A 15,361-nucleotide genomic window follows, 5' to 3' on the forward strand; every position below is an offset into this window, starting at 1 on the left:
TATATGACGCCTGTTCAGTATCGCCAAGAAGCCCTTAAAAAAGTTGTCTGATTTACTGTTGACAATCCAGTATTTACATAGAACATATGAGTGTCACCTCCTATTAAGTTTCTATATATTTTCACGCCTGTCAGAATACCAGCTCGCAATCCTGATTCTCCCACACATCAAAGCCATCCCGGCACGCGGTGCTCGGCCACACGTCGGCGGTCAAGCCTGTCCGCAACCGGAATTACATTATAGGCTATGCCTAAGATCTTCCCAGATTTCATGAGTGACCTCTCCTTTGAGAATATATAGTTTTACATTCTTCGATTTTAGATCATAAAAATGATTCTAATATACATGCCAATCACCGGGATTTTTTAATGAAACGAGTTCTAGAGTCTTTAAAAGTATCCTCCTTTAATTTCATTACCTGTTTTCGGATAAATTTCAATAAATAAATGCTTCCACGCAATCATGAAATCACTTTCAAAAATCCTATTATAGAAATCAATATGCTCATTCCAAAAATCAATAGATTTACAATAGTACTCTCCAAGGATGAATGACGGATAGTTATGAATTGAACTTGCCATCGTACTTATTTTCTCCATCTCATTCAAACGAATTAATTCAATTAAGTTGCTTATTATGTACTGAATAGGTGCAACGCTTAAATAAATACGTTCGATATTTTTAGCTCTTGCAAAAGGTCTAAACCTCTCAAGAATAGAAACTATAGATTCTTTATAGGGATTAGCTTCCTTGGATGCCCTTAGATTGTTTATAAGTTTTTGGATTGAACGATAGTTCATTTTCATGTCCTTCTCTAACCAATCTTGATAGGTATGAAGTATTTGATTCAATATAGGATTTAATGGTTCAGACCTAATGAAGATAAAAAGATAGTGCAAGGAATTCATTACGTTTTTTGCATACATCTTTTCAAATATATGAATCAACTACCTTCGGGTTATTATATAGTTGCAGCCATCTTTAAATTAGCGTCTATCATCTAAACCTGACTTGCATAAGATGATATCCTTCTATTTGCCCTCCCTATACGTTTTCTAAACGGGGAGCCGCCCGGCAAAATTATCTGACCTCCAATACTCCTAAAAACACATTCCTTTGTCAGATTTTCAACGATTTCCTGTAAAATCAAAGGCCGATTTTTGCTCGTTGCATTGCTAACGGTGAAGAGCCTATTTTTTTCTATTTCGTGAAATGCCATATATCACAGCAAAAATTACGAAGCCTACAAATACGAAAATATTAGTTATTGGCTCATTAATTTTAGGAATTGAATCTTGAAAAATCTTTAAAAAAATGAATACTCCTACCGTTAAAATAATTACGATAATAGATATTGGCTTCATTATTTTTCCTCCCTAATTACCAACATCCGATGTAGGTTGCATTTAATAAGAATGCCTGCTTATAGCGACTACGATTCCGCGTGAAGTAGTGGCGGCGTTAGAAGGCTTTTTGACACTTACCAATGAAACCGCTACTCTTACATTACTTGAACTCTTTCTTCCGATGAATGTGGACTGACACAAAGTAGGATATGACAAACAGGATTGTTGCCATACACGAAGAAATCATACCAACCAGCGGGTGACGAAGCTGCATGCCTCCTGTAACGGGGGCCAGTAACGCGGCAAGTACCAGCATCATCCCTATCGCAGCAAAGCCCGAGAAAAATACCACAAGTTCATTTTTTTCCGTGCCAATCTTCAACATGATCGGATACATCAAAGACACTAATGTGATCGACAACGTCAACCCGAATCCATAACTATAAATCACAATCTTCGGATCGAGTTCAAAACCTGCAACGTACACAAAACCAAGCGTGAGCAAACTCATCATCACACCAAGGAGGATTAGTAAGGTAAATGACACATACTTCGCCCCAATAATCGTACGACGCCTGATTGGCAGCGTCAGTTCAAACTTGTTCCATTTAGAAGTTTCATCCACTCGCAGCGAGGCACCGGTATTGACAACAAACAGGAATATTTGTATGGACAAAATCATGGGAATCGCGGCCGACTCCTTAAGAACCAAAGGAACCAATGATAAAAATCCAGCCATTATTAAGGAAAGTCGGATATTGCTTGCCATGGAATAAAAATTGTTGCGGAGTAGTCCCCTCATTTATTGATCCCCCTTAACTAATAACAACATAATTTCATCAATGGTGATATCATCAATGATGATTTCACGATGCTTTTTGGCAAACTTAGCTTTGTCAGAGATCAACATTTCGATTTGCAGTCCTCTTTTCCTGTATGCGAGATACTCCAACTTGTCAACAATCTGAAACTGCTCCGATTTGCAACGAGCAATCCCGTATTTGTATAAAAGCGTATCTTTTTTCTCTGTTAAAATGATTCTTCCATTGTGAATAAATGTGATATAATCTGCAATTTTTTCCAAGTCGCTGGTGATGTGGGAAGACATGAGAATAGAATGTTCTTCATCTTCCACAAACTCTAAAAATAAATCCAGCATCTCTTCTCTGACAACAGGGTCAAGTCCGGAAGTCGCCTCGTCCAACAGCAACAGTTTTGCTCCATGCGACATAGCCACTGCCGTGGCCAACTTCATCGTCATGCCACGCGACAAGTCTTTTACTTTGATGTGAGCAGGCACCTGAAGTCTGCGAATTAGATTCTGAAAGAGATCATCATCCCATTTTTGATAAATATCTTTGAACACTGCAGCTAACTTATCGGCAGTGAGATCTCCAGGGAAATTAATGGCATCAAACACAACCCCAATATGATTGCGGATGTCCGGTTGTTCATCTGTCATCTCCTCCCCAAAAATTTCGATCTTCCCGCTGTCTCTCCTGATTGTATTCAGAATTGAACTAAACGTCGTTGTCTTGCCTGCTCCATTCTCCCCCACAAATCCCATGATACTTCCTTGAGGAACAGAAAAAGAAACATTATCCAAATGAAAATGAGATCCGGCATAGGCCGTCGACAGATTTTTAACTTCCAAACAATAATTCATCGACTAGTCCCCCTTGTAGAACATGCTTAAAAGCTCCGTAAGCTGTTCTAATTTTATCCCGCTTGTTCGTGCGGTTTCCGCAGCCAGCATTAGATACTCTTCTATTTTTTTCTGCTGTTCTTCTTGTATAAAATCCCGATTCTGTGCAGATATAAAACTGCCTCGTCCAACTGTCGTTTCAATAAACCCATCTCGTTGCAAATCTTCATATGCCTTTTGCACTGTAATTACACTTACATGAATCGTCTTGGCGAGCGAGCGCATAGACGGAATCGGATCGCCTGTTTTTAATTCTCCTTGCATTACCATCGCTTTGATTTGTGTTGTGATTTGTTCATAGATAGGCTTACTCGAGTTGCTGCTGATAATAATTTCCAATCAAGCTCACTTCCCAACAATGTACTTATCGTTGCAGTACATTATATATCACTACAGCACCGTTTTCAATAGAACATCCTAGTGAACTTCCTGTGCGTCCTGTCCCTCATTTTTATTACATTGAAATTTAAGTGAAATCATAGCGTAATTGGATCGACCGGTCGGGTTTCGAGGAGGGTAAGCGATGAACAAAATGCGTTCATTTCGCGGAGAGACAAAACAATTGATTATGGAGAAGGCTGGAATAATGTTTATGTATAGGGGTTACCATGCCGTAAGCATGAATGAGATCTACATATTAGAAAATATGAGCAAAGGCAGCAACCGGAATCCCATTGTAGACAATGCCTAAGATTTCCCCGGATTTCATGAGTTACCTCCCAAATTATGCTGTGGATGTTTGGCTTTCATAAAATTATATATACATTTAAATCGTTCTACCCCAGGGTACTTCTCACCTAAACTCGTAATAATAAACCCATTCTTCTTATAAAAGTTTACTGCCTCTCTATCGGTTTCAGCAATGATAGGAGCTGATGACGTAAGTTTCTGTATCTCTTCTATCAATTTGCTGCCAAGCCCTTTATTTCTATGATTTGGATGTACGGCTATATGTTTTAGCTCTGTTTCCAATGTATGATGGATCAAACCGATAATTCCTGTCAGTTCATTTTCAAAATAAATGCCATATAATTCTCGATTTTTTAGCGTTTTATAGTTTTTGCATTCATGAATAATTCGCTCCGGTTTCGGACTCATACAGTAAGAAAGGAATTGATATAGCTCTTGATCTGAGATTTCCTTGATTCTCTGTATCTGCATCATGTGATCATTCCTTCTTGTATGTAATGTTCTTATAACTAATTAGTCTATCTTGTTCAATTCCATTTCTTTAAGCCTTTTCTCTACTCTTATAAACATTAATACGAAAAATAAAATCATTAATCCTATTAATATCATCGTTATGGATATCCCTTTAAACAAGAGACTTATTAGACACCCAATTATCAAAAATATGATTCCATACTGCTTCATAATTTCCGCACTATATTTGTTTGCTTCTTTCCATAAATCAATATTTTTTAATGATCTTGATGTTCTATAACCATACGTTACATTGATTTCTTTTGGAGGATATTTCTTCAGGAAGAATCCGCTTAAATAAAAGACTAGAGCAATCACAACGCTTAATATAAGATTACCGAATTGGCTTTTATCCATTTAATTCTCCTCTATTTTTTAAACTTTGGGCTTTTCTCTCCACTCTTCCCCAATCATCCCGTAAGTTACTCGATCTAAATATTTGCCGTTTAGAAATTCGAAGCATCGAACGGTTCCCTCTTCCTTAAACCCTAGGCGCTCTGGAACAGCTCTACTTCTAATATTGCTTGTAGCCATGCATATTTCAACTTTGTTTAATTTAAGTTCTTCAAAAGCATATTTCATAAATAATGAACACGCCTTAGTAACTAAACCTAATCCTTCATAATCTTTAGATAACCAATATCCGATTTCCGTCTTCTTGCTATGCCAATCAAAATATAAATAGCCAATTGATCCTGCAATTCTTCCTTTATGCCAAATCCCAACCCAGTATCCATTATTAGCTGCAAATGAACTTAATGTTCGTTCAATAAATTTCCTTGTATCATTTATTTCGTGTGTATGATTGGGAAAATCCAGCCATTCTCTAATGCTGTCTCGACTATTATCAATTAACTCAAATAATTCTTCCGCGTGTCTATATTCTAAAAATGAAATGTAGGAATCCTGATCTATGATTGATTTGAACATACTTTGCCCCCTGAAAAACTGAATTTATGGATTGAAACTATGCATGAATATGCTGCCATTTGAAGTAAGTTCCTTCATCGATCTAGCCTACCTGATTCTCTTATTACTATCGTCTCGAAGATTATTTGCTAGAATTACAGTACGGATAGAAAAATATCCTCCAATAAAAACTAATTGAGAAGTCCCAATATATATTGGAATTCCAGCTTCCCATAAGACAAACTCCCATCCAAAGAACTTATTCCAGTCTCCAGAAAAAAATAAATCATGGTCTTCCTTCATTTTAATGACTCCATAAATGGTTGATATTGAAACCCAAAGCAAACATATTATTATTCCTTTTATGCCTCTATACCTATTCACGATTTTTGACGAATAATAAAGCATTATAGAAATTATAGAATAAGAAATTAAATAAATTGTCCATGATTCATATCCGTATTTGAACGGCCAAGTTCCTAAGAAGATTCCTGAGCACAAATAGATAATGAAAATAGAAAAGGATCCAATAATTCCTTTCATTTAACCATTCCTTCTATTTATGAATTATGCCGATTTTATTTCATGTTCTTGTATGGTTGGGTAGTGTTAAATCTGAATTTAATACTCGCCATTATATTCAATAAAACTTGTTCGTTTAAATCGTGCTACATGGCTTGGAATATAACTATTCCTTGTATGTGGGGATAGATTTTCTATAAAAGTGATAGCAGCTTCTACAATTTCATTAGTTTGAAAAACACTTTCATCTAAATATCCGCTCAGCAAGGCTGCTTCACCCTTAACTTTTAAACAAAGATACCCAAACCCAGGGTCTACTATAACTAAGTTGATAATCTCTTCTTCCTCTTGCTCTCTTGAACTATCATAAAACCTTAATAAAATATCATCCTCTTTATAAAAAACATCAACATCACATGAAAAGTTCTCAAATATAAATTTCATTTTTTACGTTCCTTTCATATAACGTCCTGGTACTCGAGAAGAAAAATTATTGTCGCAGATGTTTATGGCTCATTCTAATCCCTTGTTTCTCTATATAATTCTGCATATATCAATTCGAATCTTGTTGTTGGTCGTAATATGCTTTCTCTGTTTCCTTGAAGACTCTCGCCTGTTTTACTATCATACCAAGTAGAACAAGTGTTACATTCTTTAATTAGAATATTCTCTGTTAAGTTAGTATAGTAGTACAGGTCTCCTTGACATATATCACAGGATTCTTCAAATGGCTTATTAAAAACTAATAATGATTGCATCAGTCCAATATAAATCATCATATAGCTCTTAACTATTCGTTCATTTTTCAGCCTTTCATAAGCCCGTAACGTGTCAGTTAACATATCTTTCGTAATCATTATTTCCAATGCTTTTATGCAATTGAGTCTATCATTAAAGTGGTTTGTCCACATAGGATTTATGTTTTTTATATATTTGTGAATATAAATCCATGAGCTCCTGATCGCAGCGATAATCACATCATTGTCGATCATATTTTTTTCAGAAAATATGGGCTCTAACTCTTCTGTGGCATGTTTTATATGTCCATATATATTCACAGCATCACATCCCTCCAAATTTACATACTGATTTTTAAAGCGATATTAGTCTTGCTAGAATCCGATTTCTCCAAAATAAATAGTTTTCACAGCAATTACTAGTAACTTTCCTCCATCTACGACATGACCCGGCCTTAGATAACTCTTATCTTAGGTCGGGTCGCGTGTTGTCTGAATATTCTTCTTTGCTTGCATATTGACAGTAAAGTCGTGCATCTTTGTAGCCCAGAGTCAGATAAGATGCCCCTTAACCTATAAGCTTCTTAAATAATCCGTAGTCCCTGTTAATTCTGACCATCTAGCTGAGAGAAATTTCGCATAGTTCAAAGGACTGATTCCATAACTCCCTAGAGAATGACCATCGTTTATTTCTACCAGCTTCATATTTCCTTCTTGATCAATGCCAAAATCCATCCCATATGCAGCTGGCGCATCAATAAAATCCCTAACCGCACTTTTTATTATATTTAAATCCAATTTCGAATCCCAAGCACCTTTATAATATCTAATATCTAGTATTTGTCCGTAGCGTATAAAACAACGCCATTCCGTTGTAAAATCAATAACTTCTGAACACCAAATATTCGTATCTTCATTTTCTTCAATTAAGCCTATAAAATCTTTATATTCTCTCACAACGGTTCCAGCAAACTTTTTTGTAATGTCTTTTGGCTTTATAAAAACGTTCCAGTTCTGTTTATTTTCAAAAAGCTCTTGAGTAGTTGTCGTCCATATTTTTCTGCCAAAATAATGAGATAAGGAAGTCGGATAATCGATTTCTCCTTGATTCCTTTCTACACCTAAAATCTCAAGGCGCTTTCTCACGTTACCAATTCCGCCAACTACTAAATCTTCGGGATTATTTTCTTTGATTTCTGTTATATCATTAAACTTAATGGTCTCCCACCCTAATGACGTGAAACCTTCGTTAGCAATAAAAGCATTCACATTATAGAACTCTCCGTTCTTGTTTGTCTGTATAAAGGCTTTCATCCTGTAGCCCTCTCTTCCTCTATTAGGTAATTTCCATATGTGTGACTTACAGCTTTGTAATCCCTTGTGTTTCATATGGATAGTCAATTTGTTTCTTAAGAATCTCAACAACTTCCTATATATCAGCCCCCTCTGCAAGGTTAGCCTTGCAGAGGGGGCCGATTTTTCTACTTCCTCGTTTCTTCACTTCTCCCGGACCAATGGTGTATGCCCACAGTATGAATATGTTTTATCTAATGAGGCTTTCCTCTTCATATACCTACATTTTTATAGTTTCATTTGAAGCCTTCCTAGTCTTGTTAATCTGGATTTTATTGCCCCTTCCGTCCTCTCATTTATTATTGATAATTTCTTTATTGATTCTCCTTGATCAAAATCTCTTACTAGTTTTTCATCCTCCTCTTCGCTCCATGACTTCCCTGATTTTGAAGGTACAATTAATTCTTTATTCTCGCGCTTCTCTAGTAATTCAATTCCTTTTAATGCAGTATATAACGCTCTTATTACTTCCGGTTGTTGATAAGGACTGTCATTGTGATAGATTTCACCTGTGATTGGGTCAATACCATCGGAAAGCAAAGAAATAATTTCTTTTGCTCTGGCTGCATTCATTAATATCATTCCTTTAGTTTTTTCTTTTAATCCCCAAAAAATCCATGTCTGATAACGGTACTGTATTCACGAATCAGAGAGCCCTAAGCGACGACGTAGGAATGTAATGTTTTCTTAGGGATTGGCATACCCTGAGAAACTCACAAATATTATTCCGATTCTAATATGCTTTTTATAAAATCAGTTTTTGCCTCTGTATAAGCTTCTCTGTCTTCTCTGTTTTCTTCCGCTAATTTTCTTTTTAGTTCGGCGTACTGCTCAGCCAAATTAGACTGTTCCCGAAGTTTATTTCTGAATTTAATTTGTTTTTCCCAATGCTCTTCATCCTCTAACATCAAATGAAGATGACAATCTCTTCTATCATTTTTAACTTTGACAAAAAATCTTCTCCACTCATGCCCGTCCAGTTCCAGTGGAACATAATTCCAATTATCAGTTTTCAAACTTTCAATAATCTCTTCTAAATCATTATAGGTCTTGATTTTTGCCATCATATCAATAATTGGTTTGGCTGGGAGATTGGGAATTGAGGTACTACCAATATGTTCTATATCCCTCACTCCGAAAGGATAAAGATTTTCTCTTAAACGATCAACTTCTTGTGTCCCCTTCACTAACCAAGCGGGATCAGGGATCTTAATCTCAACTGGTTCTGTGGCCCATACTGGCCAGTTATTCGCTTTAACAGAAGATTGGATTTGAGCTATGTGATGATGGTTATGCCATACAAATCTTTGAAGTGCTATATCCAATGTTATTTCTCCTAAAACTTGAGTCTTCAAGATTCGCCTGAAATCTTCCGTTTTTAAATGGTTAAGCAAGACCAGAAATCGTCTATGAAGTATTTCAATTAGTAATATAGAGTCTTCAATAGGTATATTTTTATAGTCGCTTAATTGTGCCCATAAATCTTCCCGATAAGAGTTTCCCATCGGTTCATCTTCAGTTAGCGCCCTCTTAAATCTTAAGTAAGCATTCATATCATTATCAGCAAGGTGATGAACGATTTGCTTTATTGTCCAGCCGTCTTTGCGGTAGGGAATGTTAATTTGGGCTGGCTCCAATTCATTCAAAATAGTCCTTAATGTCTTTGTAATTTCTGGTATATGATTGATGAAGAAAACACGTTCTTCATTTGTTGGATTGATTACTGGTTTAAACGGACCTATAGGAAACCGAATATGATCCACTTCTCGATCAACTCCCCTTAAAAAATTTGCAGTAATTATGCTTAGAGTTCTGGTATTTGTATACGATGTTATCTGATGTTTCTACCTTCTTGAGATTGCTGTTTGAACTTACATACCCGATTCTTCAAGCATCTTCTGATAGATCTGATAGTTTTCTTCATCAAAACAAACGAATTGTATTCTATCTATAGCTGAATGCAGTTCAATATAATTTTTGACTGACTTCAGCGCGATTTGAGCTGCAACGATCTTGGGAAATCGATATATCCCTGTACTAATGTTAGGAAAAGCTATGCTTCTTATATTATGCTTACATGCAAGTTCTAAAATATTTATGTAGCAACTCTGCAGTTTTTCTTCCTCATTATTTTTTCCGTCATTCCATACCGGCCCTATAGTATGTATGACATATTTTGAATTCAACTTACCTGCGGTTGTTATAACTGCTTCTCCTACAGCACATCCACCTTGTCTGGCTCTTATTTGTTTGCATTGTTCAAGTATTTCACTTCCGCCGGCACGGTGAATGGCACCATCTACGCCTCCACCGCCAAGTAAACTAGTGTTTGCAGCATTGACAATACAATCTACTTCAGATTTTGTAATGTCCCCATGTATCAATTCGATGGATGTCGGATTATATTCTTTCCTCATTTTTTTCAACCTGCCTTTCGTACCTTTCAGATAACGTTCCTGTATTTTGGGCGCTATACCACCTTAAGCTCGATGGGCGGCCGTGGATACGCTTAACTACTCACAACCGTTCTTGAGATCGTACTATTTGCTCTATTAATTTATCCTGTCCTATTAATAATTTATTCGAGGTTTCTTTATAATCATGGATTGATATAGCATATTCTTTGGGATCTGATGGACAGACGCTCCATCCCTCCCTTAAAGAATAACCATAAGAAATTTCTATTTGTTGAGTACTAACTCTTCTGATTCTAAAACATCCTGTATATTGATCTGAGAAATCAATTGGTAAGTAGCGTTCTTCTTTACTACCGAGGTTAATTATGTTTTCAATCTAGTATGATAATAGACTTTTTAAAGATGCAGCTATCTTACAAGTACCATCCCTTTCAGGTTGAATCGTATCCTCTATCTCAAAATAATAGGTATCAGCAATGACTAATAAGTCCATTTCTTTAAAACTTACGATTAAATCTTCATGAGCTGTACCATTCTCTTTAATCAAAACCTCCATTGAGTTCCTCCAAAATAAGACTTCTTGTTCTTTAATTTAACGCTTTCGTGTTCAAGATATCTAATCGACTTAATTCAATGGTAGAGATTCGCCACGAAGCGATTAGTCGGTGCCACGTCCGCTGATTCTGATCCCTTGCTTCTCTTCTTTTGCCGGCCACAGAACGTCAGCCCACAGAGTAATTACAGCGTTAAATGATTCCTTCGACTTCCTCAAAATGCTTAAAATATGCCGCAACACCCTGCTTATTAACTTTTATCATATTGAGCTTATGACTTGTATAAAGAGCTTTACTAAAAAAAAGAATCCAATTACCACCATTACTAAAAATATTGTATTCATTTGTATCCCTGTTCTAAGCAACTTTTTGTTGTAGATGAAGTACTCCTCATTAATTTCTTTATCTTCGTAGTTCGCTTTTAATATTCTCAACTTAACGGTTGTTCTAACTAAACTAATAAAAGAAACTATACTCCATAAAAAAATGATTATTAGCAACAAAATAGATATATTTAATAATGTATCATCGATTATATTTCCTAACCTAGGAGCGAAAATAAACACTACAAAAATAAACACTAAAACTAGTCCTGCTTTTCCAATATAGGAAGATGTCTTATTATGATTTGATTTCATTGCTCCCCCTCAAAAAATGCACTCTAGCACATGGATGGTTTCATCTTACGTTCTAATATTCATGAATATTCCATTCGTACAAGCTATCTGCTTTTCTTAGCAATATCTTCTCTAGTTCTTTCTCACACTCAAAATAATAGACATCTGCGTAATGCCCCACTAAAAGTGTTCCTGACCATTCGTCTTTTTACTTTCTGCTTCCACTTCTAATTTCGTCCCCATGACTTGGAATAATATTACTATAAAATCACACAAAAGGGGAGAATACAGGAACTTTCATTCCCATATCCTCCCCACAAGAGGCCTTGCTATTATTCGGCGGCTGCTGCATTCAAGCCTTCTATCAGAATGAACAAAGCCAGTGCCTGTCCATAGCCCATCGGGCTAAGTGGAATATCCTTATAGAACTGGGCATTCTGGCCGACAGGAGTTCCGTAGGACACCTGCTGTACGCCCCCATTATCATCAATGTGCTGAAGCACAGCTTCAAGCGCCTTCAAGCCTGTCTGACGATAGGATTCATCCACATATCCATGCCGAATTCCCTTGAGAATGCCGTATCCAATCGCTGCCGTAGCCGAGGCTTCTTTGTAAGAGTCCGGATCATCCAGTACGGTGTGCCACATGCCATCCTCTTCCTGAAGCTTGCTCAGTGCTCTGATTTGAGCGGTCGCCGTATCCAGCAAATATGCTTTCAGCCCTTCTTCTAGCGGCACGATATTAAGGAAATCAATAACTCCCGCCGTGTACCACGCATTGCCTCTGCCCCAATGGACAGCACCATAATTATGATTCTCGTTAAAATCCCAGCCATGATAGAATAATCCGGTTTTCTTATTATACAAATATTTGATATGCACAAGGAACTGTCGCTTGGCTTCTTCCACAAACTCAGGTTTGTTGAAGTACACCCCTGCCTTGGCCAAAAATAGTACCGTCATAAAAAGGGTATCAATTAGAATTTGGCCATCATTGGCATCTCCGGTTATCATATGCTGAAACGCACCATCTCCCGTACGCAGCAGCCCCTCCATAATCCAGCTGCTCCATTCCTCACAGACACGCTCATATTCCCTGTTCCCGGTAATCTCACATAGCGAAATAAGCGTAAGGAGCGGAGCGCATGTATTCACATTTTTTTCCGGCAATCCTTCCATCAGCCTTGCATTGTACCATGACTCCAGAAATTCCAGCACCTCGGCATCCTTCGTTGCCTCATAAAGCTGAAGCAAGCCATATAGACCGACACCTTGCGGCCATTCCCATAAGTGAATATCAATCAGTCCAATCGGAAACTGCTCGTCTATTGTTGTGTTTTCCATGGACTCCATCGCATGGGATACCTTGCTTATTTTCTCCAGAAGCATCGTTCTGTTCAGCATGTTCGTTTTCGCTCCTTTGCTTTGTTGCACACGACTCAGTGCTCCATGTCCAGCAGCTGCAATTGTCCCCTCACGCCATAACCGCCGTGTACCATTTCCTCTCCTTCTACAAGAAAAGGCTTGTTCATCCCCCATTGAATTTGACCATATATCGGGTCTGCTAGGGTAAGAGATAAGGCTTGAGTGTCGAATTGCGGGCTTGCAGATAAAATTTGGTTTTTAAAGGTGTTAAAAGAACCGAACTGCTGCTCGCTGCCGGCCCTTATAATCCAGGCGTTGCGCAAGCCGGGCGAGATGAGCTCACGCTCTTTCGTCACCCCAGTTGTCTCCATAGCTGCCCCATTGGCCGCATATATGGCGGCATATCCCTTATCCAGACGAGCAAAATACCAGTTTTCCTCCCTTGCCCATTCCGTGAAGGAATAGGAAGGAAAATAAGCATGTGTCCAATCTGAGCTTTGATTAGTGGGAATATCAAAAATCATTAACGCTATACTCTCATGCTGAACGACGTCGGGCAATATTCCATTGCCTGCCCAAAAACAAGGCCGGCCATCCCCATGCTTATAAATCTCTGCCGGATGATTCACCCAAATTTGAGCCTCAGGAGATAGAGATAAATGATTGACATGCTCCTGATAGCCTTGTTTGCCTGGACGAAACCGGATAATTGAAGATAGGGAGTATTCCTCCGTCCGATAGTGATAGAGCTGGGCATAACCTCCCTTGCCCTGCTGATTGGTGAACACCAATTGCTGTTTTTCCCCAAGCAGCAGATGCTCCTGGTACACTGCTGGAGGCGTGTAATCCGATAAACACAACGCAACATTGCTTATTGAATAATTGTTTACATTGCCGACTCCGTATCCAATCCAGCACATTGAGGTCGTTCCCGCTGCATAATGGCCCAACAATTCCTTCTCATAGCTGCGGCCGAATGTCGTAGTCATGACTCCTTGATGCATTTGAACGGTAATATAATAGAATAATAGGTCCATTGCCTTTTTTGCTTGCTCTCTGAGCTGGTCACTATGGGCAAATTCATAAATATGCAGCAGCCCGACCGCATCAATTGGGATATAGGCGCTGGAATTCCATTCTGCCAATCCTTCGTCAAAAAAGCGCTCGAACCATAACGAAAGCCTCTGCTCTGCTTTTTGGCGGTGTACTGCACCGGATTCCCCGCTGTTGCCAAACGTTTCTTCCTCGAACAGCTGGCCCGCCAGCAGCTCATTGGTATGAAACAATAGGGCATGGTTTTCACTGAAAAACCACATCACATCATCGCCCGGCTCATCAATCCAATAGCGATAACCCAGAATGCTTGCTTTTACCCGATCCCAGAACGATTCGGTAAACAAACCGCTATTTCGCTCATCTCTCCAGAGGCGGAATAGCCCGACCAGGTAAAAGTCACTGCAATCTTTCCGCTGTTCTATCCCTTCCACCCCATCCAGCAAAATCTTCTCTGCTGTCTGGAGATCGCCTCCTGTTTTCAGCATGGCGATGGCCTTATGTATATTAGGACTCCCCTTCTCGGCCATACAGCGCAGAGCGAGAGATTTTCGAGCTTCTATATCCGCAGCCTTCTGAGCAGCCTCGTCATAGGCAGTATCATAGGATTGACAACCAAATTTCTTCGTCAGTACAACGTTTGAAACGGAAATGGTTAATGTGAAATAAACGTAATGATGGCCGATTTCATTCGTATGTGCCAAGGTCAGATCAGCTGCACCTTCAGCAATGCGTATCGTTTTATTTTCCGTCCCATCAAAAAAATTGCCATACAGTATATCTGCCTCTGTAACGATGTCAGGAAAGGGGAGCGGGAGCCGCAGCTTGATCTCCTCCCCTTTAAAAATATCCGAAGGAAAATAAGCCTGTTCAAGAGCTTGCTCTGCCGATTGCACGAGCTGCACCAGACCGGGAGCGATAGGCAAGGAAATAGCCAATTCCTCGCCGCCTTGATATTCCACTGCGAAAGCATACATCGTATCCCGTTCGGCAAGATCCTCCCAGCAGGCATAAATTTCATTGATTCCGGCCACAAGCTCTGCTTCAATGACGATTTCCTGCTCCTTGTTCCGGGTGAGCGGGGCAAAGTCTGCCACCAGCTGCCCATTAATCCACAGCGCCAAGCTGCCGTAGGTTCTCACCCGTAACGAGGCAGTATGGCTAGCAGGCGATACAAGCCGTGTCGCCGCATAGCTGCGAAGATGGGTCGGGACGAACCAAAATCCTGATTTCTCCACCCTCGGATTATTCCAAGGCGAATACAGCTCCCAAGACCTCCCACCCTCTATTCCCTGCAGTCTGTCTCCTGGCGTTGGAAACTTACTCCATTGATCGAAGAAGCGACCCGGGGGCTGCATTCTCCGATTGTCTACAAATTCCTTGCGGCAAGGATTTTCATGAATGGCAAAACCCTCTATGAGCCAATCATTAATGTCCCCCTCCATCGTTGTTGGAACAAATTTAACAGGCTTCGTGTAAATTCCGCTAATCAACCAATGATTAATCATTTGATTTTGCCCTAATTTCATGGGCTTATAAGATAAGGCGTCAATTCCGCCACTTATGGTGTCAGACATTCTA

General features: G+C 38.9%; 18 protein-coding genes. 1 reads left to right on the plus strand and 17 read right to left on the minus strand.

The window, feature by feature from the left end:
• Positions 1-389: 389 nt before the first annotated feature.
• From WH37_RS21995 to WH37_RS22010, 4 genes are all read right to left on the minus strand, one after another.
• On the minus strand, positions 390-800 hold the full coding sequence (locus WH37_RS21995) for a hypothetical protein (protein WP_046232803.1): 411 nt from the start codon (positions 798-800) through the stop codon (positions 390-392).
• Positions 801-1,506: 706 nt separating this feature from the next.
• Positions 1,507-2,148: an ABC-2 transporter permease gene (locus WH37_RS22000; RefSeq protein ID WP_046232804.1), complete on the minus strand. Its 642-nt coding sequence runs from the start codon at positions 2,146-2,148 to the stop codon at positions 1,507-1,509.
• Positions 2,149-3,012 (minus strand): ABC transporter ATP-binding protein, encoded by an 864-nt coding sequence (locus tag WH37_RS22005; RefSeq protein WP_046232805.1) that lies wholly within the window; start codon positions 3,010-3,012, stop codon positions 2,149-2,151.
• Between the two features lie 3 nt (positions 3,013-3,015).
• Entirely contained in the window at positions 3,016-3,390 is a 375-nt protein-coding gene (locus WH37_RS22010) for a GntR family transcriptional regulator (protein WP_046232806.1), read from the minus strand.
• 184 nt (positions 3,391-3,574) lie between these two features.
• Between WH37_RS22010 and WH37_RS35690 the strand changes: the two genes are divergently transcribed.
• The gene (locus WH37_RS35690) at positions 3,575-3,742 is read left to right on the plus strand and encodes a hypothetical protein (RefSeq protein ID WP_156182351.1); all 168 of its coding nucleotides are present in this window, start codon (positions 3,575-3,577) and stop codon (positions 3,740-3,742) included.
• A 14-nt stretch (positions 3,743-3,756) separates the two neighbouring features.
• On the opposite strand, the gene WH37_RS22015 is transcribed toward WH37_RS35690, so the two are convergent.
• From WH37_RS22015 to WH37_RS22085, 13 genes are all read right to left on the minus strand, one after another.
• Positions 3,757-4,215, minus strand: coding sequence for a GNAT family N-acetyltransferase (locus WH37_RS22015; RefSeq protein WP_231594319.1), 459 nt, complete (start codon positions 4,213-4,215; stop codon positions 3,757-3,759).
• A 39-nt stretch (positions 4,216-4,254) separates the two neighbouring features.
• On the minus strand, positions 4,255-4,611 hold the full coding sequence (locus WH37_RS22020; protein ID WP_046232807.1) for an SdpI family protein: 357 nt from the start codon (positions 4,609-4,611) through the stop codon (positions 4,255-4,257).
• Positions 4,612-4,629: 18 nt separating this feature from the next.
• Positions 4,630-5,184, minus strand: a complete 555-nt coding sequence (locus WH37_RS22025; protein WP_046232808.1) for a GNAT family N-acetyltransferase — start codon at positions 5,182-5,184, stop codon at positions 4,630-4,632.
• An 87-nt stretch (positions 5,185-5,271) separates the two neighbouring features.
• Positions 5,272-5,706 carry a hypothetical protein gene (locus WH37_RS22030; RefSeq protein ID WP_046232809.1) on the minus strand — a complete coding sequence of 145 codons (435 nt, stop codon included), beginning with the start codon at positions 5,704-5,706 and terminating at the stop codon, positions 5,272-5,274.
• Between the two features lie 78 nt (positions 5,707-5,784).
• Positions 5,785-6,129 carry a hypothetical protein gene (locus WH37_RS22035; RefSeq protein WP_046232810.1) on the minus strand — a complete coding sequence of 115 codons (345 nt, stop codon included), beginning with the start codon at positions 6,127-6,129 and terminating at the stop codon, positions 5,785-5,787.
• A gap of 74 nt (positions 6,130-6,203) precedes the next feature.
• Complete coding sequence (locus WH37_RS22040; RefSeq protein WP_046232811.1) at positions 6,204-6,743, minus strand: hypothetical protein; 540 nt, start codon at positions 6,741-6,743, stop codon at positions 6,204-6,206.
• Between the two features lie 252 nt (positions 6,744-6,995).
• Positions 6,996-7,736 carry an ATP-grasp domain-containing protein gene (locus tag WH37_RS22045; RefSeq protein ID WP_046232812.1) on the minus strand — a complete coding sequence of 247 codons (741 nt, stop codon included), beginning with the start codon at positions 7,734-7,736 and terminating at the stop codon, positions 6,996-6,998.
• Positions 7,737-8,003: 267 nt separating this feature from the next.
• On the minus strand, positions 8,004-8,348 hold the full coding sequence (locus WH37_RS22050) for a hypothetical protein (RefSeq protein WP_046232813.1): 345 nt from the start codon (positions 8,346-8,348) through the stop codon (positions 8,004-8,006).
• 149 nt (positions 8,349-8,497) lie between these two features.
• Positions 8,498-9,538 (minus strand): YfiT family bacillithiol transferase, encoded by a 1,041-nt coding sequence (locus WH37_RS37125; RefSeq protein WP_082110953.1) that lies wholly within the window; start codon positions 9,536-9,538, stop codon positions 8,498-8,500.
• Positions 9,539-9,646: 108 nt separating this feature from the next.
• Positions 9,647-10,192 carry an O-acetyl-ADP-ribose deacetylase gene (locus tag WH37_RS22065; protein ID WP_046232814.1) on the minus strand — a complete coding sequence of 182 codons (546 nt, stop codon included), beginning with the start codon at positions 10,190-10,192 and terminating at the stop codon, positions 9,647-9,649.
• A 376-nt stretch (positions 10,193-10,568) separates the two neighbouring features.
• Positions 10,569-10,748, minus strand: a complete 180-nt coding sequence (locus WH37_RS22070) for a hypothetical protein (protein ID WP_046232815.1) — start codon at positions 10,746-10,748, stop codon at positions 10,569-10,571.
• Positions 10,749-11,695: 947 nt separating this feature from the next.
• Complete coding sequence (gene bglB / locus WH37_RS22080) at positions 11,696-12,766, minus strand: beta-galactosidase BglB (protein WP_046232934.1); 1,071 nt, start codon at positions 12,764-12,766, stop codon at positions 11,696-11,698.
• A gap of 35 nt (positions 12,767-12,801) precedes the next feature.
• On the minus strand, positions 12,802-15,357 hold the full coding sequence (locus WH37_RS22085) for a hypothetical protein (RefSeq protein ID WP_046232817.1): 2,556 nt from the start codon (positions 15,355-15,357) through the stop codon (positions 12,802-12,804).
• Positions 15,358-15,361 lie beyond the last annotated feature (4 nt).

This window comes from Paenibacillus algorifonticola (assembly GCF_000971975.1).
GTDB classification, from domain to species: Bacteria; Bacillota; Bacilli; order Paenibacillales; family Paenibacillaceae; genus Pristimantibacillus; species Pristimantibacillus algorifonticola.

Coding starts and splice junctions, on each gene's coding strand:
- WH37_RS22045 (WP_046232812.1), bottom strand. CDS start 7,736: ATGAAAGCCTTTATACAGACAAACAAGAACGGAGAGTTCTATAATGTG.
- WH37_RS35690 (WP_156182351.1), top strand. CDS start 3,575: ATGAACAAAATGCGTTCATTTCGCGGAGAGACAAAACAATTGATTATG.
- WH37_RS22000 (WP_046232804.1), bottom strand. CDS start 2,148: ATGAGGGGACTACTCCGCAACAATTTTTATTCCATGGCAAGCAATATC.
- WH37_RS22015 (WP_231594319.1), bottom strand. CDS start 4,215: ATGATGCAGATACAGAGAATCAAGGAAATCTCAGATCAAGAGCTATAT.
- bglB (WP_046232934.1), bottom strand. CDS start 12,766: ATGCTGAACAGAACGATGCTTCTGGAGAAAATAAGCAAGGTATCCCAT.
- WH37_RS21995 (WP_046232803.1), bottom strand. CDS start 800: ATGAACTATCGTTCAATCCAAAAACTTATAAACAATCTAAGGGCATCC.
- WH37_RS22035 (WP_046232810.1), bottom strand. CDS start 6,129: ATGAAATTTATATTTGAGAACTTTTCATGTGATGTTGATGTTTTTTAT.
- WH37_RS22025 (WP_046232808.1), bottom strand. CDS start 5,184: ATGTTCAAATCAATCATAGATCAGGATTCCTACATTTCATTTTTAGAA.
- WH37_RS22005 (WP_046232805.1), bottom strand. CDS start 3,012: ATGAATTATTGTTTGGAAGTTAAAAATCTGTCGACGGCCTATGCCGGA.
- WH37_RS22050 (WP_046232813.1), bottom strand. CDS start 8,348: ATGAATGCAGCCAGAGCAAAAGAAATTATTTCTTTGCTTTCCGATGGT.
- WH37_RS22065 (WP_046232814.1), bottom strand. CDS start 10,192: ATGAGGAAAGAATATAATCCGACATCCATCGAATTGATACATGGGGAC.
- WH37_RS22030 (WP_046232809.1), bottom strand. CDS start 5,706: ATGAAAGGAATTATTGGATCCTTTTCTATTTTCATTATCTATTTGTGC.
- WH37_RS22070 (WP_046232815.1), bottom strand. CDS start 10,748: ATGGAGGTTTTGATTAAAGAGAATGGTACAGCTCATGAAGATTTAATC.
- WH37_RS22020 (WP_046232807.1), bottom strand. CDS start 4,611: ATGGATAAAAGCCAATTCGGTAATCTTATATTAAGCGTTGTGATTGCT.
- WH37_RS22085 (WP_046232817.1), bottom strand. CDS start 15,357: ATGTCTGACACCATAAGTGGCGGAATTGACGCCTTATCTTATAAGCCC.